The organism is Aeromonas sp. CA23 (assembly GCF_002587065.1).
GTDB lineage: Bacteria > Pseudomonadota > Gammaproteobacteria > Enterobacterales > Aeromonadaceae > Aeromonas > Aeromonas bestiarum.
This window is the reverse complement of the sequence record NZ_CP023818.1, coordinates 2,757,792-2,778,659: the sequence shown is the minus strand read 5'-3', so window position 1 is coordinate 2,778,659 and position 20,868 is coordinate 2,757,792. Positions and strand designations below refer to the sequence as shown.

Below are 20,868 nucleotides of genomic sequence, written 5' to 3'. Positions count from 1 at the left end.
GCCATCACGGCTGAAGCATCACAGCACCTTGGCGATCGCGTCATACAGAGGATCAATGCTATCTGACGCGGGTGATGTCAAGTGCAGCCTGTTCGCCTCTGTTACAGCACCTTGGCGATGGCGTCGCACAGGGGATCTATGTTGGCGCGGGTGATCCCGGCCACGCTGATCCGGCCTGAACCGACTATGTAGATGGCAAACTCGCTCTTGAGGCGCTCAACCTGATCCTTGGAGAGACCGGAGAAGGAGAACATGCCGTTCTGTTCGCGGATGAAGCTGAAGTCCTGGCTCACACCGAGGGCAGACAACTTCTCCACCAGCAGCTCGCGCATCTCGCGAATGCGCACCCGCATGGCCGCCACCTCTTCCACCCACTCGGCATAGAGGGCCGGGTCACTGACGATGGTGGTCACCACGGCAGCGCCGTGTGACGGCGGGTTGGAGTAGTTGGCACGGATGACGGTCTTGACCTGGGTGAAGGCCACGTCGGCGATCGCCTTGGTCGCGCTGACCAGGGTGAAGGCGCCGACCCGCTCGTTGTAGAGGCCGAAGTTCTTGGAAAAAGAGCTCGCCACCAGCAGCTCGTCGTGGCACTCGGCGAAGATGCGAAGGCCCTCGGCATCCTCTTCGATACCACGGGCAAAACCCTGATAGGCAAAGTCAAACAGCGGCAGCCAGCCGGCGGCGGCACTCTGTTTGGCCAGGGCGCGCCACTGCTCGGTCGTCGGATCGATACCGGTCGGGTTGTGGCAGCAGCCGTGCAGCAGTACCAGCTCACCGGCCTGTACGTCACTGAGCGACGCCTGCATGGCGACAAAGTCGAGCCCCTTGGTGGCGGCGTCGTAGTACTTGTACCACTTGACGGTCAAACCGGCAGCCTGGAACACGCTGACGTGGTTGGCCCAGGTGGGATCGGAAATCCAGATGGTCTTGGCCAGCCCGTTGCGCACCACGAACTCGGCGGCGATGCGCAGGGCACCGGTACCGCCCGGCGCTTGAGCTGTCTTGGCGCGGCCGCTGGCGATCAAGGCGGACGCCTGTCCGAACAGCAGTTGCTGCACTATGCGGCCGTATTCGATATTGCCTTCGATACCGAGGTAATTCTTGGTCTTCTCGTCGGTGAGCAGCTTCTGCTCGGCTTTCTTGACGCAGTGAAGGATAGGGGTGGCACCGGTCTCATCCTTGTAGATCCCGACCCCCAGATTGATCTTGTGGCTGCGAGAGTCAGCGCGGAAGGCTTCGGTCAGGCCCAGGATCGGATCCGCTGGGGCGGCAACAACCTTTTCAAACATGGTATTCCCTGTATTCCGTTGAGTTCGTTGGGTGGCAAAGCGTGTCGGCAAACCGTCTGTGACACACGAAAGCGCCCGTTTGGCGAGCGCTTCGTCAACTCTTTATATCATCGCGCTCAATGGGGGAAAACCGCTTTCTCAACGACATCTGCGGCAATATCAACCGACCGCATGCCACTCTGGCGCCAGCGCGCACACCTCGGCGGACAAGCCACCATTGGACTCAACCAAACCGCTACAAACTGCTAACAATGGCTTGGGGATCCGACTCGGCTCCCAGGGGCGGCCATCACCCAACGGCTGGGCATAGGCCGACACTATGGGGGAGAAGGCAGTTGGCAGCCACCAGCTGGCCGGACGGCCCAGCCGCTGGGCCAGCGCCAGTGTCCGATCCACACCAGCGGGATCGAGTGAAGTGAGGTGGCTCCACTGTACATTGGGCGGCAGAGCGGCCACGACCTGTTGCAAGGCGACTTGTGCCGTCGTGGGCGCCCATACCAGCAGGGAGCCGTCACAGAGCGCCAGCTCGGCAAAGGTACCGACGCTGTCGGTGGTGATCACCCGCTCGATATTCCCCTCTCCCCACAGGATCTTGCCAAGCCCGGCCAGGGTACGCTCAGGCAAGGCCAACTCCCCCAGTGCCTGCAACCAGGGGGCCGCATCGAGCAGGGTTCCGCCGCTGAAAAACAGGCTGAAGGGTTGCGGCGCACGCAAGCGCAGCAGCTGATCGGCGCAGAGCCGAACGCCCTTGTCCTCGAAATCGATCTGCTCGTTGGGGCTGAAGGTTGCCTCCGGTTTGCGATAGAGCGCCGCCAGTACTCGCTCATTGACCCGCTCACCAAGCTGCCAGCCATGGGCCTGCAGCCACTCTTCGGGGGTTGGCGGCGCAGTGGCAATTTCGGCCAGCGTCAGTTCGCGGGTCAGATAGCGCCGCCCGGCCGGGGTCAGTTCATAGCTGTGATTGCCAAGGGCGAGCAGCAACTGGTTGTCCTTGAGCAGGCCTACCAGTGGCAGATACTGGCGAGCCCGGATCACCAGGGGGGAGTGATCCAGTAGCTGGCGGGCCAGTTCCCGCCATTGCGGGTGACTGAAGTCAATCAAGCGTCATCCTTCCCTGTTTGTCGAGCATCCTTCAACGAGTCGAATAATCTAGCGATTCAGCGGCTGGGAGCCAAGGACAAAAAAGAGACAACGTGAGCTGGCGCAGGTCAAAGAGGTCAAGGGGAAGTGATTAACGCGGGTGAAAGCGGGCAATAAAATGACAGACGACAGATAAAACAAAACGGCCAAGCAAGCTTGGCCGTTTACCAACTAAATCAGCGCAGAGGCTGGATTAGAAGTTGTATTGCAGGGCAACAGTGAAGTCGTCATCCTTGCCGCTAACACCGTTGATCTTGTATTCGGTGTAGGCTTTCAGCTTGGAAGTGAAGGAGTACTGTACGCCCAGCAGAGTGGCATCCATCAGGTCTTTGTAGGAAGAACCGCTCAGGTTGGCATTCTCTTTGCCTTCTTTGAAGTTGTAGCCAGCCAGGAAGGTCCAGGCATCAACGTTGTAGGTAGCAGCCAGCTCGTAACCACGGCCTTCATCTTTGTAGCCAGTGGTGTCGTTCTTCACGTCAGCCTGGGTGTAAACACCGGCGAAGTTGAAGCCGTTGATGGCGTAGTGTGCGCCCAGAGCCCACTCGGATTTCTTGCCGGTAGCGTCTGTGGTTTTGCCTTCCAGGTCGGAGTAAGCATAACCACCGTTGAAGCCCAAGCCGAAGTCGAAGTCATAACCGACAGCAGCGGCGTAAGCATACTTACGCTTCACGTCCGGGAAAACGGTAGTCTTGATGCCACCAGCAACGTCAGCCACTTTCACAGCTTGGTCATCGTTGGTCTGATAGGACACTTTACCCTTGAAACCGCCGATGGCGTTGGAGTAGATGATCTGGCCTTCTTGACGACCGTCATAGAAGTTACCTTCGCTGCCCCACTCGTTGAAGATATCGGTCGGCTCCAGTACGTCGTAGAAGGCGGTATCGGTCTGACCGAAGATAACCTTGCCGTACTGGGTGCCGTCGAAACCAACGTAGATGTGACGGGAATCAAACTTGTTGGCGGAGTTTTCAGCAGAAACTTGCCACTCGGTCTTGGCGATACCGGACCAGGTGTTGTTCAGAGCAATCTTGCCGGACCAACCCAGACGGGAGGAACCTTTCAGCTCACCATCAACATCTTTGTAACCAGAAGCAGCGGTAGAGTCAGCTTCGTTGGTGTCACCGTAGTAGTTAGCCTGAACACGGCCGTATACGTCAAAAGTGGTACCGTCTTTGTCATAGATCACTGCAGCGTTAGCGGCGGATGCAAACAGAGCCGGGATAGCAATAGCCAGAATTGTCTTTTTCATAGTTTCCAATGCCTACTGTAATTAAACACTAAGTTGTTGTTATTCCCTGTGTTAGCGATGTTCTTTGCATCACTATGGGGCCCGAGACTAGCACCGGGTTTTCCAATCCGCAATGAAAAAACTTGGAACTTTTTACGAAAAGCATAGTCATAGCGGAAAATTTGTGACCTGAATCCCACATTGTTTGCACCTCTTGGGAAAACGTTTACAGCGATAATGGCTGGCTTTAGCGGCCCATGCTGGTGATTTATCGCACAGTAACGAGGGCCCGCCTTATAAATAGAAGAAGAGGTCTGATCTGTGCGTTGCACCATGCCTCGACCCGGGTTGGCAGTTACGGGTATCCTGTCCTTCTTCACCCCCCGCAACGGTCTTTTCTTTCATGCTGTCTACCCGCCTCAAAGCCGCCATTCGCAATACCTATCGCCAAATCGCCGATGGTTTACCCGGTTTTGTGCCACGCAAGGAGCAGAATTTTCTGGTGGCGGAGATAGCCAAGACCCTGACGGGGGAGTATGACAAGCAGCGTCGCATCCTGGTGGCCGAAGCCGGCACCGGCATCGGCAAATCCCTCTCCTATGCCCAGGGTGCCATCCCGGTGGCACGCCTGACCCAGAAGAAGCTGGTGATCTCCACCGCAACCGTCGCGTTGCAGGAGCAGCTGATCCACAAGGACCTGCCCTTTTATCACCGCCACAGCGAGCTGCCGTTTCGTTTCATGCTGGTCAAGGGGCGCCAGCGCTACTGCTGCGAACATCTGCTTGAACAAGCGGCAAGCGGCACCGAGATGGCCAACTTCGAGCTCGATTTCGGTAGCTTAAGCAAGCACAAGCCGTCAGATTCTGACAAAGAGCGCTATCAGGCGCTGTGGCAGGCCTACACGGACGGGAAATGGGATGGCGACCGGGACAACTGGCCCAAGCCCATCCCGGACCTGTGCTGGGATCGCATCGCCGCCGACCGCCACACCTGCAACAAGGCGCTCAGCCATCATCAGCACTGTCCCTTCCACCGCGCCCGCAACGACATGGATGCCGCCGATGTGCTGGTGGTGAACCATGCCCTGCTGCTCTCCGATCTCACCATGGGCGGGGGCATCATATTGCCGCCCCCCGACGAGTGCCTCTATGTGCTGGACGAGGCCCATCACCTGCCCACCATAGCCCGGGATCACGGCGCCGCCTCGGCCAGCGTCAAGGGCTCCCGTCGCTGGCTGGAGAAGCTGGTACAGAGTGCCGGCAAGCTGGCCAGGACGCTGAACAAGGACAGCTTGCTCGACCCCCAGTTGAAGCTGCAGGATGCGCTGGCTTCCCTGCAACCGGATCTCAAGGCACTGGAGCAGTGGCTCGGCGCCAACGACCGGCTGTTCAATGGCGAGGCACACTATCGATTCACCGAAGGTGTGCTGCCAGATCCCCTGCCCATGCTGGCGGAAAACCTGAAGGAGGCGAGCAAGAAGGCGCTGCGGGCACTGGACCGGATGCAGGGCGCCATCGGCGAGGCGTTGAAGGATGGCGAGATCCGGCGCAAGGAGGCCGAGCCCCTGCTGGCGGAAACCGGTTTTCACCTGCAGCGGCTGGAGAGTTTCTGCGCCCTGTGGGAGATGCTGGGGCGCCATGTGCCCGAGGGCAAGACACCGCTCGCCCGCTGGATGGCCAAGAGCGATGACGGCGACATCTGGTTGCACGCCTCCCCCATCGAAGTAGGGTATCTACTAGAGGAGTGGCTCTGGTCCCGCTGTCTGGGCGCAGTGCTGGTGTCGGCCACCCTCACGGCCCTCTCTTCATTCAGCTATTTTCGCCATCAGGTAGGGCTGAAAGAGCACGACGGCACCCGTTATCTGCGTCTGAGATCCCCGTTTGATTACCAGAAAGCCGAACTCTATCTGCCAAGGATGGAACATGAGCCCAGCTCCCCCGCCTTCACCCAGGAACTCATCAGCGCCCTGCCCCGATTGCTGGCCGGCAAGGAGGCAAGCCTGGTGCTCTTCTCCTCCTACCGGCAGATGAACGAGGTGGCGGTGGGGCTGAGAGCCAAGGGGCTCTCCTTGCTGGTACAGGGAGAAGCCTCCCGCAATGCCCTGCTCACCCTGCACAAGCAAAAGTGCGACGGCGGCCAGGCCAGCATACTGTTTGGCACCGGCAGCTTCTCGGAGGGGCTGGACCTGCCCGGCCACTACCTCACCAACCTGGTGATCACCAAGCTGCCCTTCGCGGTGCCCAACTCGCCGGTGGAGGAAGCCACCGCCGAGTGGGTCGAGAAACGGGGCGGCAACCCCTTCCTGCAACTGACGGTGCCGGAGGCCTCCCGCAAACTCATTCAGGCCTGCGGCCGCCTCATTCGCAAGGAAGCGGACAGGGGCCGGGTCACCATACTCGACCGGCGCCTGCTGACCAAGCGCTATGGCAAGGGGTTGCTCGATGCGCTGCCACCGTTTAGCCGCCGGATTGAATAGGGTCCTGGCACCCGGCGGGAGCAAGGCCGACTGGCACATATCGCTTTTGATAGAAAGATGGGCAGCCGGGCCAATCCATGGCGTCATAAACGCCTATTGCTGCCCTTGGGCAAACCTGTAAAAATGAGCCCCTGTTTTTCAGTGGGCACTCGCCTGACTGTTCAAGGAGATGAAATGAAACTGACTGTTCTGGTGCCGGCCCTGGCTGGTCTGTTGTGGGCAGGTAGTGCCCTGGCCGATGCCCAATTGGAAGTCACCAACCCCTATGTCGTCCAGCTGATCGATGGCCAGTCCATCAATCCCAAGCTGCTCGACAAGACCAACACCTTCCCCATCAAGGCGGGTGAGCATCAGCTGGTCGTCGCCTTCGAAGGCAACTATTCCAGCCGCAGCGACACCAAACTGGTGACCGCCGAGCCGCTGGTGATCAACTTCACCGCCGCCGACAACCAGAAGCTGGTGCTGGATTACAAGAAGCCGCGCAACGAAACCGAAGCCAAGCAGTTCATCAAGGATCAAAAAGTGGTCCTGAAAGACAAAAGCAACAGCCAAGTCGTTTCCAGCGAGCAATTCGTGCTGCCAAAAGTCGAAGGCTTCCAGCTGACCCGTGACTATCAGCAAGAGCTGCTGGGCATGGGCAAGGCTTTCAACCAGCCGGCCACGGTCGCCGTCTCCAGCGCCGCCGTCATGGCCGCCGCCAGCGCGCCGGTCCAGGTTGCCCCGAGCAAGGCTCAGAGCAACCCGGAAGCCCTGACCCAGCTGCAGAGCTGGTACAACAAGGCCGATGCAGAAACCCGCAAAGCCTTCCAGATCTGGGTTATTCAGCAGCAGTAATGGCGTATTGAATGCCATCTGGTGCAAGAAGGGGAGCCTGGCTCCCCTTCTTCATATCCGCCAAGGCCCTGCTTTCATGTCACTGCGCATCTTTTATCACCCTCTCTACTCCGCCCTGACCCTGCCCGAGCGCCACCGCTTCCCGCTGGCCAAGTATCAGGCGCTGTTTGAGCGCCTCGGCAACCTCGGCTATCCGCTGACAGAAGCCGCGGCAGCCACCCCTGAGCAGATAAAAAGAGTGCACCATGCCGCCTATGTGGATGCTGCCCTCGCCGGCACCCTCGATACGGGCGCCATCCGCCAGCTCGGCTTCCCCTGGTCCCCCATGCTCATTGAACGCACCTTGCGCTCGGTGGGCGCCACCCTTGCCGCCAGCCGCCATGCCCTCGAACAGGGTTGCGGCCTGCAGATCTCCGGCGGCTATCACCATGCCCACCGGGATTTTGGCAGCGGCTTCTGCCTGTTCAACGATCTGGTGATCGCCGCCCAGGTTTGTCTGGACGAAGGGCGCTGCGAGCAGGTACTGATCGTCGATCTCGATGTACATCAAGGGGATGGCAGTGCAGCCCTGTGCCAGGGCCGGCGCGATATCATCACCCTCTCCCTGCACGGGGAGCACAACTTCCCCCGCCACAAGCCCGCCTCCCACATGGACTTTGCCCTGCCAAGCGGCATGGCGGACGATGCCTACCTCACCACGCTGACAGAGGCGCTCAACCTGGCGCTGCGGCTCTATGCCCCCGACCTCATCCTCTATCAGGCCGGGGTCGATGTGCACCAGGGCGACGAACTCGGCTATCTCGCCTTGAGCGACGAGGGGGTACGCCAGCGCGATGCCATGGTATTTGACTGCGCGTACCGGCACGGACTGCCCATTGCGGCCGTACCGGGCGGCGGTTATCGGCGCGACTGGCAGCAGTTGATCCCGCTGCACCTCTCCCTGTTCGAGGAGGCGCGCCGTCGCTTCGGTCAGGACGCGCCATAAAGGGTCCGCTTGCTGACCAAATCTGGGTTCCCGTAAAAGAAGAGGCGGCCCCGGGGCCGCCTCTTCTTTAATGTGCAGCACGACTGCGCCGTGCCGAGGTCACCATGAGCAAGGCCGACCCGTGAACGCGTCATGCACTGCACATCGACGCGCGAGCAGCATCAGGCGTGGGCCACCGGCGTCGGATGTTCACCCAGCTTGCGCAGCAACATCAGCAGATAAATGCACGACACACAGGCGATCACGATGAACAGCAGATTATCCGAGTAGTGTTGCATCAAGAGTGCGGTACAGGCCGGGCCGAGCAGACTGCCTATGGTGTAGCTCAGCAGCAGCGCCTGGTTCATCGCCACCAGCTGATGGTGCTCGACCTTCTCGCAGGCCCACGCCATGGCGACCGGATAGAGCGTAAAACCCGCAGCCCCCAGGATGAACAGCGCCGGGCCCATCGCCACTGTGCCGAGCATGGCCACAGAGCCCAGGATCACCACCGACACCTGAACCCGCAGCACCTGCAGGCGCCCGAACCGATCCGCCAGGCGGCCGATCGGCCACTGCCCCAGGATGCCGGCACTGACCATCACCGCCATCCAGTAGCCAATGCCGGCATCACTCACCCCCCGGTGGTTCAGATAAAGCGGCATCAGGCCATACAGCGACCCCAATACCATGCCGGAGACGATGCAGCCGTTGACGCCGAGCCGCGCCTGACGCAGGCGCAGCATAGGCCAGACCCGGGTTGCCCCCTGCTGTTCGCTGCGCTCACTGACGATGCGGGTGAACAGCAGCGGCAGGATGGCCGCCAATACCAGACCGGTCACCCAGGGCAGCACATCCATCAGCGCGGTCGACAGCTTGCTGACCAGCAGTTGCCCGAGCACGGTTCCCAGGTAATAGACCATCATGTAAGCGGCCAGCAGCCGTCCGCGATTGCGCGCATTGCCGCTGCACATCAGCGCGCTCTCCACCACCACCCAGATCATGGCGCAGCCAATGCCGGCGATGAATCGCCAGATAAGCCAGCTCCAGAAGCCAAGGGTGAGCCCCAAGCCGACACAGCCTGCGGCAAAGAGAACAGATGCCAGGTAGTAGCTGCGGTTGAACCCGCAGTGCTTGATCAGCGCCCCCGCCAGCAGGGTTCCCAACAGGTTGCCGCTGAAATAGGAGGAGCCGACCATCCCCACCTGCCAGGTCGGCAGATGGTCATGGGCAAGCCAGAGCGGTACCAGCGTGTTCAACACCGCGATGGCCAGGGTCAGCAGCAGCAGGCCGCAGAGCAACAACAGCACTGGCCGGGTGTATGTGGTCATGGATAAAACCGTGAGGAGAGTCAAAATGCGAGCGCATCATGCCACCGCCAACGGCATTGTCAATCGGCCTGAAATCGCGCAGGCGATGTTTTTCTCCGCGCAGGCGTTGCCGCGTTGATCGGCACCGCACGACACCCTCTCGACATCAGGCTTATCCCCTTGATTAACGGGATCTTTGGCCGCCTTGGCGAGCCATGGTCGGTCGATCATCGTCATCAACCTTTAGCGACGCCGTGAGTGTGACGGCAGGCTGCTGGCGCTCAAGAGCAGACGGGAAAAACAAACAGTGGTCGGTAACGGCTACCGGTTCGAGGGGACACACCATCATGTCGACCATGGGTGCACCACTGGCTTGCCTGACGCCTGTTCTGACCCTGAACGCCCTAAAAGAAGAGGCGACCCCGGGGTCGCCTCTTCTTTATATAAAGCACAATAGCGGCTATTTCTGACGCTTCCTGGCGTACTTGCGACGGGCGCGCGCCTGACGCTCGTCTTCCCGTTCGGCCTTCTCCTTGGCCTTCTGCGCCGCGTCCTCTTCGGCCGCCACTATCTCGGCGCTCACCATCTCGGGGGTTTCCAGCGAGATGCGACCCAAGAAGCCTGCGCGGAACTCGTTCACCAGGATCTCGGACGCCTTGTGCAGATCGGCCAGGCCCCCTTTGCGCATAAAGGCGCGCTGGCGGGCGATCAGCTCCAGCAGCTCGATCTCCGTCTCCGGCAGATCGGTTATCTGGTAGCGCGCCTTGACGCGCTCCGGATAGGCCTTGATGAAGTAGTCGGCGGCAAACATGGCGATGTCGGCGTAGTCGAATACCGTGTCCTTGATGGCGGCGGTGATCGCCAGCCGATAGCCGCAGGAGGGCGGGTTGAGCTTGGGCCACAAGAAGCCCGGGGTATCGGTCAGGATGACGTTGTTGTCGAGCTTGATCCGCTGCTGGGACTTGGTCACCCCCGCCTCGTTGCCTGTCTTGGCGATGATGCGCCCGGCCAGGGTATTGATCAGGGTGGATTTGCCCACGTTGGGAATGCCCATGATCATGGCGCGCACCCCGCGCAGGTCGAAGTTGCGCTCCGGCAGCATCTCGTGGCACAGGGTCAGCAGTTGCTTGATCTTCTCCGGCTCCTGCTGGGTCAGCGGCAGTGCCTTGATCCCCTTCTCTTTTTCCATGTGGGCCACCCACAGCGCCGTGATCTCGGGGTCAGCGAGATCGGCCTTGTTCAGCACCTTGATAACAGGGGTATCACCGCGCAACTCGGGCACCAGCGGGTTTTCGCTGGAGAAGGGGATGCGGGCATCGAGCATCTCTATGATGACATCGACCTGGGGCATGACCTCGGCAATCTCTTTGCGGGCCTTGTGCATGTGGCCGGGGAACCAGTTGATGGACATATCCGTTACTCTCTGTAGGGGCTGCGGGCGCTGGCTTGCTATGGAACGAGCGGCGGGCAATGGCGGACGTCAGGCGTCGCAAGGGGGCGTATTTTACCTGTGGATGCCCGGATTTGACAGGCCATTCTAGCCTCATGAGCGCAAACCACCAAGGATCGCGCCCCCTTGCCGCCAGCGAAGACCTTGGCGTCACTCGACCGAGATTTGCAGATAACTGATTGATACAACATCACATTCAAACCCTGCCTTCACCGGATTGTCATCGATAACCACTAAAAGTGTCATCTGATCCCTCTAGGCTTCGCTCAGGTTTTACAAGGAGCGAACCCCAATGAGAAAAATGGCAGGACTTGCATTGATGATCGGCGCCGCCCTGGCCGCCGGCTGCAACTCCAACAACGACAGCGACAGCCCGGCGCCAGGCGCCAAGAACGTCATCTTCTTCCTCGGTGACGGCATGGGTCTCAACACCCTGACCGCGGCCCGCATCTATGGCGTCGGGGAAGAGGGCAGTCTCACCATAGACACCCTGCCGGAGACGGCCTTCATCAAGACCTTCTCCCACGACTCCCAGGTCACAGACTCCGCCCCTTCCATGGCGGCCTACATGACAGGGGTCAAGAGCAACAACGGTGTCATCAGCATGGACGGCGATGCCACCTATGAGAGCGACTGCAGCAAGAGTGCCGGCAAGCCGGTCACCACACTGCTGGAGCTTGCCAAGGCTGATGGCCGCGGAACCGGTATCGTCACCAGCACCCGGGTTACCCACGCCACCCCGGCAGCCACCTATGCCCACATCTGCAACCGGGATCTGGAAAATGACATCGCCGCCCAGATGGTGCCAGGCGGCACCGGTTACAACGGCGCCCTGAAAGAGGGGCTGGATGTGGTGCTCGGCGGTGGCAGCGGCTTCTTCCTGCCAAAAGCCGACAAGGGCAAGCGGGAGGATGGCCGCAACCTCATCAGCGAGATGCAGGCCAAGGGCTACCAGTTCGCCAGCAACCTGGACGAGCTGAACAAGGCCGAGGCGGGCAAACCGCTGCTGGGGCTGTTTGGGGCGAGCCACATGAAATATGACCTGGACAGACCGGCCAGCGAGCCCTCCCTTACCCAGATGACCCTGGCTGCCATCAAGCAGCTCAAGGATAAAGAGAAGGGCTACTTCCTGATGGTGGAAGGGGGACGCATCGATCACGCCCTGCACGACACCAACGCCAAGCGTGCCCTGCAAGATACCCTCGCCTTCGACAACGCCATCAAGGCCGCCATCGACGAGGTGAAGAAGACCGACCCCGAGCTGAAAAACACCCTGATCGTGGTCACCGCCGACCATGACCACACGCTGGTGCTCAACGGCTATGCCAAGCGCACCGGCAAGACCACGGCCGACAACCCGGGCGTGCTCGGGCTGGTGAGGAACTACGAGACAGGCGAACCGAGCAAGGATAGCGATGGCATGCCCTACACCATCATCGGCTTTGGCAACGGCTACAACCGGGTGGATGGCCCGCGCAGCAACGTTGCCGCGCTGGATGACGCCACCGTCTCCGCCAACGACTATCACCAGGAGGTGGTGGTCAAGGTGGGCGAGATCGGCAACGAGACCCACGGCGGCACCGATGTCTTCCTCGGCGCCATCGGCCAGGGAGCGGACAGCTTCCACGGCTCACTCGACAACACCGCCGTCTTTGGCAAGGTCAAGGCTGCAGCCGGGCTGTAAGGAGCATTCCCATGAAAGGAGCCATGAAAAGAACCATGAAAAACAACCTGCACAGAACCCTCGTCTGCACCGCCCTGCTCACCGCCCTCGGCTCCTTTGCCCAGGCCCAGGCCAGCGATGCCAAAAACGTCATCCTGTTTATCGGTGACGGCATGGGCCCCACGGTGCTCACCGCCACCCGCCTGTTCAAGGTGGGTGAAGAGGGCAACCTGGAGATGATGAAGCTGCCACGCAGCGCCCGTATCAAGACCTTCTCCAATGATGCCCAGACCACGGATTCGGCCCCTTCCATGGCGGCCTACACCACAGGCGTCAAGATGAACAACGAGGTGATCGCCATGAGCAGCGACACCAAGGCGGTCGCTCCGGGCAAGGATGCCAACGGCAACAAGGGCATCAACAACTGCAGTAGCGACAACGGCACGCCTGTGCCCAGCATACTGGAGCTGGCCAAGGCGGCGGGCAAGTCGGTCGGCGCCGTCACCACCACAGAGCTGACCCACGCTACCCCGGCCGCGACCTACGCCCACATCTGCCACCGGGATGCCGCCTATGCCATCGCCGAGCAGGCGGTGCCGGGCGGGGCCGGCTTCAACGCCGCGCTAGGGGACGGGGTAGACGTGCTGATGGGGGGCGGAGCCAACCACTGGACCCCCTACAGCGCCAGCAACAAGGGCGGCCGCGCCGATGGCCGGGATCTCACCGCCGAGCTGACCGCCCAGGGGTACAGTTATGTCACCACCCAGAGCGATCTGGCCAAGGTCAGCAGTGGCAAGCTGCTCGGCCTGTTCAGTCCCAAGTCCCACCTCGACTACGAACTGGACCGCGTCGCCAAGGGGGCGGCCAATACCCAGCCGTCCCTGTCGGAGATGACCGCCAAGGCGATCGATCTGCTGAGCCAGAACAGCCAGGGCTACTTCCTGATGGTGGAAGGGGGGCGCATAGACCACGCCCTGCACGGTACCAATGCCAAGCGTTCCCTCACCGATGCGGTGGCGCTGGATGAAGCGGTCAAGACGGCGCTCGGCAAGGTGGACTTGAAAGATACCCTGATTGTGGTCACCGCCGACCACGACCACACCATGACCATCAACGGCTACTCCGCCAAGGGCAACAAGGTGCTGGATCTGGTCAAGAACGCCGACGGCTCGACCCAGAACGACGTGGATGGCAAGCCCTTCACGACGCTGGTGTTCGGCAACGGCCCCAACCGCCCGGCGGTGCGCCCCACCCTCACCAGCGATGAGGTGATGAGCGACGACTACCTGCAGGAGACCGGCGTCAAGCTGGGCTCCGAAACCCACGGCGGCGGCGATGTGATGCTGTTCGCGGACGGCGCCGGCAGCAGCCGCTTCAAGGGCACGCTGGACAACACCAAGGTGTTCGGCAAACTGCGGGAGGCGCTCGGCCTGTAAGCTGCAGGGGCCCGGGTTCCTGAACCCGGGCCCCTGCTCTTTCGAGCGATCAAGCATGATGCGACTGTTACTTCCGTTATGGCTGCTTGGCAGCGCCCTCTCCTTTCAGGCTCATGCCGAGGAGACCCCCGATCTGGCCGCCCGGATCAGCTATCACGACAGGGTCACCAGCAGCGATGGCATCGCCAAGGAAAACAGCTGGCAGGAGAAGTGGATGCGAGTCGGCAACCAGGTGTGGAGCCAGCGGCTCATCCCGCTGCCGCTGGCACGCGCCTATCACGCCACCCACGATGCCAACCCGGGCCACAAGCACTTCACCCATCAGATGGCGGCGCGCTGGGTGACCCGCGATGCACAGGGGGAGCTGCAACTGCGCTACGCCGACAGCTGGCACAACCAGCTGGTGGAGGTGCCGGAGGAAGAGTATGGCCAGGTGGCATTCAAACCGGATTGGGAGCGGATCCGCTACCTCGTCAACCCGGCCCTGCTGCAAGGGATGACGCCCCTTGATGAGGCCGCCCCCGAGCAGGCGCGCTGGTATGAAGGGCGCGAGGGCAAACAGCGTACCCGCATCCTCTGGTCGAGCCGCTGGCAGTTGCCGCTGGTGGTGGAGTCGGCAAGCCTGGATGGCTATCGCAGCTACCGGATGGAGGTGACCCTCAAGCCCTTGCCAAAACAGCTGCCCTGGCAGCAGCTGGAAGGCTACCAGACGCTGGATCTGAGGGATTTCTTCGACTGACGCGCCACCCTGAATGGGGTGAGCTGACTTGCGGTAACGGGATGTTACACTCTGTGTACTCATCCCTGATCCGGTCTCCTATGCGCATTCCCGTTCTCATGCTGCTGTGCTGCAGCTTTCTCTTTCCGGCCATTCAGGCCCATGCCGTTGTGGTCATCGCGGCCGAGATCCCCCCTTATGTAATCCGCTCCTATCAGGGCGCCCCGAGCGGCATGGCAATAGAAGTGCTGGAGGAAGCAGCCCGCCGCCTCAAGGAGCCGCTGACCATAGAGCTGATGCCGCTGGCCCGCGCCCTCAGCCAGACCCGTCATCGCCAGAACGTATTGCTGGTACCACCGGTCAAAAGCCCCCAGCGCGAGCCCCTGTTTCTCTGGATCGCCCCCCTGCTGGACGAAGCCTTCGTGCTGGTCAGCCATCGCCAACACCACCCCGAGCCACTTTCGGTCAAGGCGCTGCCCGGCCTGACCATAGGGGTGATGCGCGGATCCTATGGCCAGAGCCTGATCCAGCCGCTTGGCCAGGTGAAACAGGATGTGGTAGCCGAGGAGGTCAGCAATGCCAGCAAGCTGGCGCTGGATCGTATTCAGGGCTGGGCCGTGGCCTGGAACAGCGCCCGTTACAATCAGCAGCAGGCCGGCTTGCCGCTGGCGGATCTGGTGCGCGGCGACACCCTGCAACAGACGGCCCTCTACCTTGCCGCCAGCCCCCACTTTCCCCCTGCCGACGCGCTGCGCTGGCGCAAGACCATTATGGCCATGCGCGACGATGGCAGCCTGGCGCGCATCATCAAGCAGTACGATTATCAGGCCCCCTGACAAGCCTATCAGGATAATTGCCAAAACAGTCCAGAATGGTTATGGTATCCCCATGAAAGCGTTCATGATTTTTCCAAGCCAGCTCACACCCCGTTGAGCCCCCGCCCTCGCCCCTGACAGCGAGTCGTTCGGGGGCATGCGTTCCCGATCTGTTTTTTCGTATCGACCCCCTTTTGCGACCAGCTTGCCCGCCATCCTGGTCATATGACCCATTGATAAGGAATATCTTATGCAAAGACCTAATCTCGTGATTTCCAGCCTGGATCTCGATCGCATCGAACAACTACTCGGCAACCACCCGCAGCACCTGGCATTGCAGGAGGAGCTGGACCGCGCCGAGATGCGCGAGCCGGCCGACATGCCACCGGACGTGGTGACCATGAACAGCACTGTGCGCTTCAAGATGCAGAGCAGCGGCAACGACTTCTGCCTGACCCTGGTCTATCCGAAGGATGTGCAGGGGGATGAGTCCAAAATCTCCGTGCTGGCACCGGTCGGCAGCGCCCTGCTGGGGCTGAAGGTGGGCGACAGCATCGCCTGGCCGGGACCCGCCGGTCGCACCATCCAGGTCGAGATCCTGGAAGTGGTCTATCAGCCGGAACGGGCGGGCGAGCTGCACCGCTAGCCGCCACGGGCACGCGCCGACCCGAGCACCACGGGGGACGGCGCGTGTTCTCCCTGCCCCGCCCCAAGCCGCCCCCTTCCTGATCCCGATCAAGCTTTGGGGCAGAAGCGCCCACCATACTGACCACAATGCGCCCTTCCTCTTGAGCCCGAGCGAGGTGGCAGGTATCTTGTTGGCCGCGCCAGCACCCTGGCCGCAGATTTCAGGCTGACATCATGATAAAGATTGCCCTCATCGACGATCACCAGATCGTCCGCTCCGGTTTTGCCCAATTGCTCAATCTCGAGCCAGACCTCAAGGTCGTGGCCGAATTCGGCTCGGCCGCCGACGCCCTGGCCGGTTTGCCGGGCAGCGGCGTGCAGCTGTGCGTGTGCGACATCTCAATGCCGGATCAATCCGGGCTGGACCTGCTCAAGCGCCTCCCCTCCGGCCTCGCCGTGGTGATGCTGTCGGTGCACGACAGTCCGGCGTTGATCGAACAGGCCTTGCAGGCCGGTGCCAAGGGCTTTCTCTCCAAGCGTTGCAGCCCTGACGAGCTGATCGCCGCGGTGCGCACCGCCGCCCACGGTGGTTGTTATCTGACCCCGGACATAGCCCACAAGCTGGCCTGCAACAGCCAGGATCCCCTCACCAACCGGGAGCGGGAAGTGGCGCAGCTGCTGGCGCGGGGCCTCGAAGTCAAAGCCATCGCCGAACAGCTCGGCCTCTCCCCCAAGACGGTGCACGTGCACCGCGCCAACCTGATGGACAAACTGAAAGTCAGCAACAACGTGGAGCTGGCCCACCGCATGCTGGACAGCTGGTGATCCCCCGCCTTGCCAGCTATGTCGCCATCTCGCTGGCGGCCTGCTTCATCTTTGCCGCCGGCTGGTTTTGCCTGTGGAGTATCAGCCTGCATCTGGCGGGATCCCCCATACTGGCGGCGCTGCTGTTCCCGTTTGGCCTGCGCCTGGGCCTGTTGCTGCAAAGCCCGATCGCCTACTGGCCGCCGCTGCTGCTGTGTGAATCCCTGCTGCTCTACTGGCTCAATCAGGAGGTAGGGCTGCCGCTGTGGCAGCTGATCCAGGCGGGCAGCCTGCTCACCCTGCTGCCGCTGCTCATCGCCCGCCGCCAGCAGGTGCGCAACGACTGGCAACAGCTGCTGGTGCTGCTCGCCACCGTCACTGTGGCGGCGCTGCTGCAATCCCTGCTCTGGCATCTGGCCGGGGAAGATGGCCTTACCGCCCTGCTGCTCACCCTGACCGGCGGCCTGACCCTCACCTCCACCTGCATGCTGATCTGGCACTACCTTACCCGCGCCACCTGGGTGCCGCTCGGGCCGGCACTGGTGGATCAACCGGTGGACTGGCGCTTTCGTCATCTGGTCTGGTATCTGCTGCTGTTCGTGCTGAGCCTCTGGCTACAGCTCGGCCTGCCTGACTCGCTGGTGCGCTTCACCCCGTTTTGCCTCGCCATTCCCATCATGGCCATGGCCTGGCGCTACGGCTGGCAGGGGGCTCTGCTCGCCACCCTGATGAACACGGTCGCCCTGATGGCGGGCCAGGCCTGGCACGAACACCCGCTGGATCTGCTGCTCTCCCTGCTGGCCCAGAGCCTGACCGGCCTGCTGCTGGGGGCGGGCATCCAGCGCCAGCGCGAACTCAATCAGGCGCTGACCCGCCAGCTCGCCCACAACCGCCAGCTCACAGAGCGGCTGCTGGAGACAGAAGAGAGCATTCGCAAGGAGGTGGCTCGCGAGCTGCACGACGACATAGGCCAGACCATCACCGCCATCCGCACCCAGGCCGGCATAGTGCGGCGTCTCGCGCCGGACAACGCCGGAGTCGGCCAGAGCAGCGCCCTCATCGAAACCCTGTCGCTCGGTATCTACGATGCAGTGCGCGGCCTGCTCGGCCGCCTTCGCCCTCGTCAGCTCGACGACATGAGTCTGGAGCAGGCGGTGCGCGGCCTGCTGCGGGAACTGGAGCTGGAGCGCCGCGGTATCGTCACCCGGCTCGAGTGGCAGCTGGCGGACGAGGGGCTCTCCGACGCCCAGCGGGTCACCCTGTTTAGGGTCTGTCAGGAGGGGCTCAACAACGTGGTCAAACACGCCAACGCCAGCTCGGTCACCATTCGCGCCCATCGCCAGGCAGAGCGCCTGCTGCTGTTGCTGGAGGATGACGGCTGCGGCCTGCCGGAGCACCGCACGCCACAGGGGTATGGCCTGCTCGGCATTCGCGAGCGGGTGCAGGCCCTCGGCGGCAGCCTGCAACTCTCCTGCATCCACGGCACCCAGCTGACCGTGGCCCTGCCCAATCGCAAACGGGAGGAGCCTCATGGCTGACCCCCTTATCCAGCGAGGCCCTGCATGCTGAGCTTCATGAGAAGCGCGCCGCCCCAGCCGCTCATCCGCGATCAGGCCGAGATCGATGCCAGCTACCGTCACTGGCGCCTCCACATTCTGCTGACCATGTACCTGGGCTATGCGGTCTTCTACTTCACCCGCAAGAGCTTCAACTTCGCCATGCCGGACATGCTGGCGGACGGCATGCTGGACAAGTCCGACATCGGCATGCTGTGGACCCTGTTCTACATCACCTACGGCTGCTCCAAGTTCTTCTCAGGCATCATCAGCGACCGCGCCAACCCCCGCTACTTCATGGGGCTGGGGCTGATGGCCACCGGGGTCATCAACATCTTGTTCGGCCTCTCCTCGTCGCTGTGGCTGTTTGCGGCACTCTGGGTCGCCAACGCCTTCTTCCAGGGCTGGGGCTGGCCCCCCTGCTCCAAGCTGCTCACCAGCTGGTATTCGCGCACCGAGCGCGGCTTCTGGTGGTCGGCCTGGAACACGGCCCACAACGTGGGCGGGGCCCTGATCCCGCTCATCGTCAGCACCATTGCCCTGCAACACGGCTGGCGCTACGGCATGATAGTGCCCGGCGTTATCGCCATTCTGACCGGCTTGTTCCTCTGCTGGCGGCTGCGGGACACCCCGAGTGCCATGGGGCTGCCCACGGTCGGCGAGTGGCGCCAGGATGCGCTGGAGATCGCCCAGCAGACCCAGGATGCGGGCCTCTCTCCTCGCCAGATCCTGCGCAAATACGTGCTCGGCAACCCCTACATCTGGCTGCTGGCCTGCTGCTACGTGCTGGTCTACGTGGTGCGCACCGCCATCAACGACTGGGGCAATCTCTACATGACGGAGCAGCGCGGCTTCAATCTGATGAGCGCCAACTCGGCCATTTCGATGTTCGAGGTGGGGGGCTTTATCGGCGCCCTGGTGGCGGGCTGGGGATCGGACAAGCTGTTCAACGGCAACCGGGGGCCCATGAACCTCATCTTCGCGGTGGGGATACTGCTGGCGGTGGGGTCGCTGTGGCTGATGCCCTTCTTCAGCTATGTGATGCAGGCGGCCTGCTTCTTCACCATCGGCTTCTTCGTGTTCGGCCCCCAGATGCTGATCGGCATGGCGGCGGCCGAGTGCTCCCACAAAAACTCGGCGGGGGCCGCCACCGGCTTCGTCGGCCTGTTCGCCTACATGGGGGCGGCGCTGTCGGGTTATCCGCTGGCCAAGGTGATGGAGATCTGGCACTGGAACGGCTTCTTCGTGGTAATTTCGGTGGCGGCCGGGGTCTCGGCCCTGTTGCTGCTTCCCTTCCTCAAGGCTCAGGCGCCGCGCACCCAGGCCCCGGAAGCTGAGTTGGCGCCTTGAGGCGTCAGGCCAGGCGGCAGATCCGGTTCTTGCCCTCCCGCTTGGCCTGATAGAGGGCGCCGTCGGCCTGGCTGAACAGGGTGTCGAAATGCCAGCCGTGCTGGCAGCGCGCCAGCCCCATGCTGACCGTGATGCCGATGCCATCCAGCTCCAGCGCCGCCAGATCCTGCAATATCTGCTCGCAGCGCGCCTGCTGGGCTTGCTCACCCTCCTGCGGCAGCAGCACGACAAACTCCTCGCCGCCAAAGCGGCTGGCCACCAGCTCGGGCCGTCCGCCCAGGTAGGCGCCGACGGCCGCCAGCACCCTGTCCCCCGCCTCGTGGCCGTGGCGATCGTTGATCTGCTTGAAGTCATCCAGATCCAGCACGGCCAGGGCGCCAAACTCGCTCACCCGTCGCGCCGCCATCCGCTCCATGAAACCGCGCCGGTTCAGCAGACCGGTCAGGGCGTCGTGACTGGCCTGCTGGCGCAGCGCCAGCGCCCGATACTGGGTACAGAGCAGCAGCACCCCGAAGGTGGAGAGGTAACTGCCCATCAGCATGGAGAGAAAGGGCAGCACATTGACGCCGCTCTGATCCATCAGCACACGGGCATCCCCCTGCAGCAGAAACCCCATCCGCATCAGGTTGAAGCCGTATAGCAGGATATTGACCACGGTGAACACCAGCACGGCGGGCAGGTAGGCGGGATAGCCGTGCCGCCAGATGAGCAGCACTATCACGGCCCCCAGCACCATGTAGCTCAGGCAGGCCAGCAATACCCGGGGCGCCATCTGTTCGTTGAACAAGATGCTCCAGCTCAGGATCAGCACATAGATCAGCATGAACAGGGCGGTGGCACGCCAGCTGAGGGGTTTGCCGAAGAAGCGCTGCAGCGCCAGCGGCATCAGGGCGAGGCAGACGGTGATCAGCAGGTTGGCCAGCCAGATCCCCGCCAGATTGGGCATGAAAGCCTGCAGGGTGAACAGACTCTGGGCCGCCAGGGCGCACAGGCTCGACCACCACCAGAGTCCGAGTCCGGGGATCTCCCTGTGGGTCGACCATATGATGGAGAGGGTGATAAAACCGAGGCTGTAGCCACCCAGGGCCATGATCATCAGGGTGAATACATCCAGCTTGAGCAGTATTGAGGCGTCCATACCCGTGCCACTAAACGAAGGTAACTGAGTATATTTGAAGCGCAAAACAAGACCCAGTGGCGTCTGA

18 protein-coding genes are annotated in these 20,868 nt (G+C 62.0%); 11 read left to right on the top strand and 7 right to left on the bottom strand.

Annotation, left to right across the window (positions count from 1 at the left end; genetic code table 11):
• Window positions 1-101: 101 nt before the first annotated feature.
• The 3 genes from CK910_RS13015 to CK910_RS13005 all read right to left on the bottom strand — a co-directional run bounded on the left by CK910_RS13015 (window position 102) and on the right by CK910_RS13005 (window position 3,681).
• Complete coding sequence (locus CK910_RS13015) at window positions 102-1,292, bottom strand: amino acid aminotransferase (protein WP_098983569.1); 1,191 nt, start codon at window positions 1,290-1,292, stop codon at window positions 102-104.
• Between the two features lie 159 nt (window positions 1,293-1,451).
• A complete protein-coding gene (locus tag CK910_RS13010; RefSeq protein WP_172955308.1) occupies window positions 1,452-2,393 on the bottom strand; it encodes a hypothetical protein in 942 nt (313 codons plus the stop codon).
• Between the two features lie 232 nt (window positions 2,394-2,625).
• The gene (locus tag CK910_RS13005) at window positions 2,626-3,681 is read right to left on the bottom strand and encodes a porin (RefSeq protein ID WP_098983567.1); all 1,056 of its coding nucleotides are present in this window, start codon (window positions 3,679-3,681) and stop codon (window positions 2,626-2,628) included.
• Between the two features lie 382 nt (window positions 3,682-4,063).
• On the opposite strand from CK910_RS13005, the gene dinG reads away from it, so the two are divergent.
• From dinG to CK910_RS12990, 3 genes are all read left to right on the top strand, one after another.
• Entirely contained in the window at window positions 4,064-6,136 is a 2,073-nt protein-coding gene (gene dinG, locus CK910_RS13000) for an ATP-dependent DNA helicase DinG (RefSeq protein ID WP_043137422.1), read from the top strand.
• Between the two features lie 174 nt (window positions 6,137-6,310).
• Window positions 6,311-6,970 (top strand): YccT family protein, encoded by a 660-nt coding sequence (locus CK910_RS12995; RefSeq protein WP_043137423.1) that lies wholly within the window; start codon window positions 6,311-6,313, stop codon window positions 6,968-6,970.
• 76 nt (window positions 6,971-7,046) lie between these two features.
• Entirely contained in the window at window positions 7,047-7,955 is a 909-nt protein-coding gene (locus CK910_RS12990) for a histone deacetylase family protein (protein ID WP_098983564.1), read from the top strand.
• A gap of 161 nt (window positions 7,956-8,116) precedes the next feature.
• Here the strand turns inward: CK910_RS12990 and CK910_RS12985 are convergent, their stop codons facing one another.
• From CK910_RS12985 to ylqF, 3 genes are all read right to left on the bottom strand, one after another.
• A complete protein-coding gene (locus tag CK910_RS12985; protein WP_098983562.1) occupies window positions 8,117-9,265 on the bottom strand; it encodes an MFS transporter in 1,149 nt (382 codons plus the stop codon).
• A 36-nt stretch (window positions 9,266-9,301) separates the two neighbouring features.
• A complete protein-coding gene (locus CK910_RS23745) occupies window positions 9,302-9,475 on the bottom strand; it encodes a hypothetical protein (protein WP_157774617.1) in 174 nt (57 codons plus the stop codon).
• Window positions 9,476-9,704: 229 nt separating this feature from the next.
• Entirely contained in the window at window positions 9,705-10,655 is a 951-nt protein-coding gene (ylqF, locus tag CK910_RS12980; protein WP_042870767.1) for a ribosome biogenesis GTPase YlqF, read from the bottom strand.
• 331 nt (window positions 10,656-10,986) lie between these two features.
• Here ylqF and CK910_RS12975 point away from each other — a divergent pair, with 331 nt between their 5' ends.
• The 8 genes from CK910_RS12975 (at window position 10,987) to CK910_RS12940 (ending at window position 19,663) form a co-directional block, all read left to right on the top strand.
• A complete protein-coding gene (locus tag CK910_RS12975; RefSeq protein WP_098983559.1) occupies window positions 10,987-12,378 on the top strand; it encodes an alkaline phosphatase in 1,392 nt (463 codons plus the stop codon).
• Window positions 12,379-12,401: 23 nt separating this feature from the next.
• A complete protein-coding gene (locus CK910_RS12970) occupies window positions 12,402-13,793 on the top strand; it encodes an alkaline phosphatase (RefSeq protein ID WP_172955307.1) in 1,392 nt (463 codons plus the stop codon).
• Window positions 13,794-13,848: 55 nt separating this feature from the next.
• Window positions 13,849-14,532, top strand: a complete 684-nt coding sequence (locus tag CK910_RS12965) for a hypothetical protein (protein ID WP_098983554.1) — start codon at window positions 13,849-13,851, stop codon at window positions 14,530-14,532.
• Between the two features lie 80 nt (window positions 14,533-14,612).
• Window positions 14,613-15,347: a substrate-binding periplasmic protein gene (locus CK910_RS12960; protein ID WP_172955306.1), complete on the top strand. Its 735-nt coding sequence runs from the start codon at window positions 14,613-14,615 to the stop codon at window positions 15,345-15,347.
• 229 nt (window positions 15,348-15,576) lie between these two features.
• Window positions 15,577-15,972 (top strand): nucleoside diphosphate kinase regulator, encoded by a 396-nt coding sequence (rnk, locus tag CK910_RS12955; RefSeq protein ID WP_042036507.1) that lies wholly within the window; start codon window positions 15,577-15,579, stop codon window positions 15,970-15,972.
• Window positions 15,973-16,187: 215 nt separating this feature from the next.
• Window positions 16,188-16,778, top strand: a complete 591-nt coding sequence (gene uhpA, locus CK910_RS12950; protein ID WP_042036506.1) for a transcriptional regulator UhpA — start codon at window positions 16,188-16,190, stop codon at window positions 16,776-16,778.
• On the top strand, window positions 16,775-18,295 hold the full coding sequence (gene uhpB / locus CK910_RS12945; protein WP_098983549.1) for a signal transduction histidine-protein kinase/phosphatase UhpB: 1,521 nt from the start codon (window positions 16,775-16,777) through the stop codon (window positions 18,293-18,295). Before uhpA ends, uhpB begins: the two co-directional genes overlap by 4 nt.
• 24 nt (window positions 18,296-18,319) lie before the next feature.
• Window positions 18,320-19,663 (top strand): MFS transporter, encoded by a 1,344-nt coding sequence (locus CK910_RS12940; RefSeq protein ID WP_098983547.1) that lies wholly within the window; start codon window positions 18,320-18,322, stop codon window positions 19,661-19,663.
• 4 nt (window positions 19,664-19,667) lie between these two features.
• Here CK910_RS12940 and CK910_RS12935 read toward each other — a convergent pair whose 3' ends face one another.
• On the bottom strand, window positions 19,668-20,801 hold the full coding sequence (locus tag CK910_RS12935) for a GGDEF domain-containing protein (protein WP_098983543.1): 1,134 nt from the start codon (window positions 20,799-20,801) through the stop codon (window positions 19,668-19,670).
• Between the last annotated feature and the right edge of the window lie 67 nt (window positions 20,802-20,868).

Bases quoted from the DNA above. Each gene is read 5' to 3' on its own strand.
- CK910_RS13015 (WP_098983569.1), bottom strand. From the start codon at position 1,292: ATGTTTGAAAAGGTTGTTGCCGCCCCAGCGGATCCGATCCTGGGCCTG.
- CK910_RS13005 (WP_098983567.1), bottom strand. From the start codon at position 3,681: ATGAAAAAGACAATTCTGGCTATTGCTATCCCGGCTCTGTTTGCATCC.
- dinG (WP_043137422.1), top strand. From the start codon at position 4,064: ATGCTGTCTACCCGCCTCAAAGCCGCCATTCGCAATACCTATCGCCAA.
- CK910_RS12995 (WP_043137423.1), top strand. From the start codon at position 6,311: ATGAAACTGACTGTTCTGGTGCCGGCCCTGGCTGGTCTGTTGTGGGCA.
- CK910_RS12990 (WP_098983564.1), top strand. From the start codon at position 7,047: ATGTCACTGCGCATCTTTTATCACCCTCTCTACTCCGCCCTGACCCTG.
- CK910_RS12985 (WP_098983562.1), bottom strand. From the start codon at position 9,265: ATGACCACATACACCCGGCCAGTGCTGTTGTTGCTCTGCGGCCTGCTG.
- CK910_RS23745 (WP_157774617.1), bottom strand. From the start codon at position 9,475: ATGATCGACCGACCATGGCTCGCCAAGGCGGCCAAAGATCCCGTTAAT.
- ylqF (WP_042870767.1), bottom strand. From the start codon at position 10,655: ATGTCCATCAACTGGTTCCCCGGCCACATGCACAAGGCCCGCAAAGAG.
- CK910_RS12975 (WP_098983559.1), top strand. From the start codon at position 10,987: ATGAGAAAAATGGCAGGACTTGCATTGATGATCGGCGCCGCCCTGGCC.
- CK910_RS12970 (WP_172955307.1), top strand. From the start codon at position 12,402: ATGAAAAGAACCATGAAAAACAACCTGCACAGAACCCTCGTCTGCACC.
- CK910_RS12965 (WP_098983554.1), top strand. From the start codon at position 13,849: ATGATGCGACTGTTACTTCCGTTATGGCTGCTTGGCAGCGCCCTCTCC.
- CK910_RS12960 (WP_172955306.1), top strand. From the start codon at position 14,613: ATGCGCATTCCCGTTCTCATGCTGCTGTGCTGCAGCTTTCTCTTTCCG.
- rnk (WP_042036507.1), top strand. From the start codon at position 15,577: ATGCAAAGACCTAATCTCGTGATTTCCAGCCTGGATCTCGATCGCATC.
- uhpA (WP_042036506.1), top strand. From the start codon at position 16,188: ATGATAAAGATTGCCCTCATCGACGATCACCAGATCGTCCGCTCCGGT.
- CK910_RS12940 (WP_098983547.1), top strand. From the start codon at position 18,320: ATGCTGAGCTTCATGAGAAGCGCGCCGCCCCAGCCGCTCATCCGCGAT.
- CK910_RS12935 (WP_098983543.1), bottom strand. From the start codon at position 20,801: ATGGACGCCTCAATACTGCTCAAGCTGGATGTATTCACCCTGATGATC.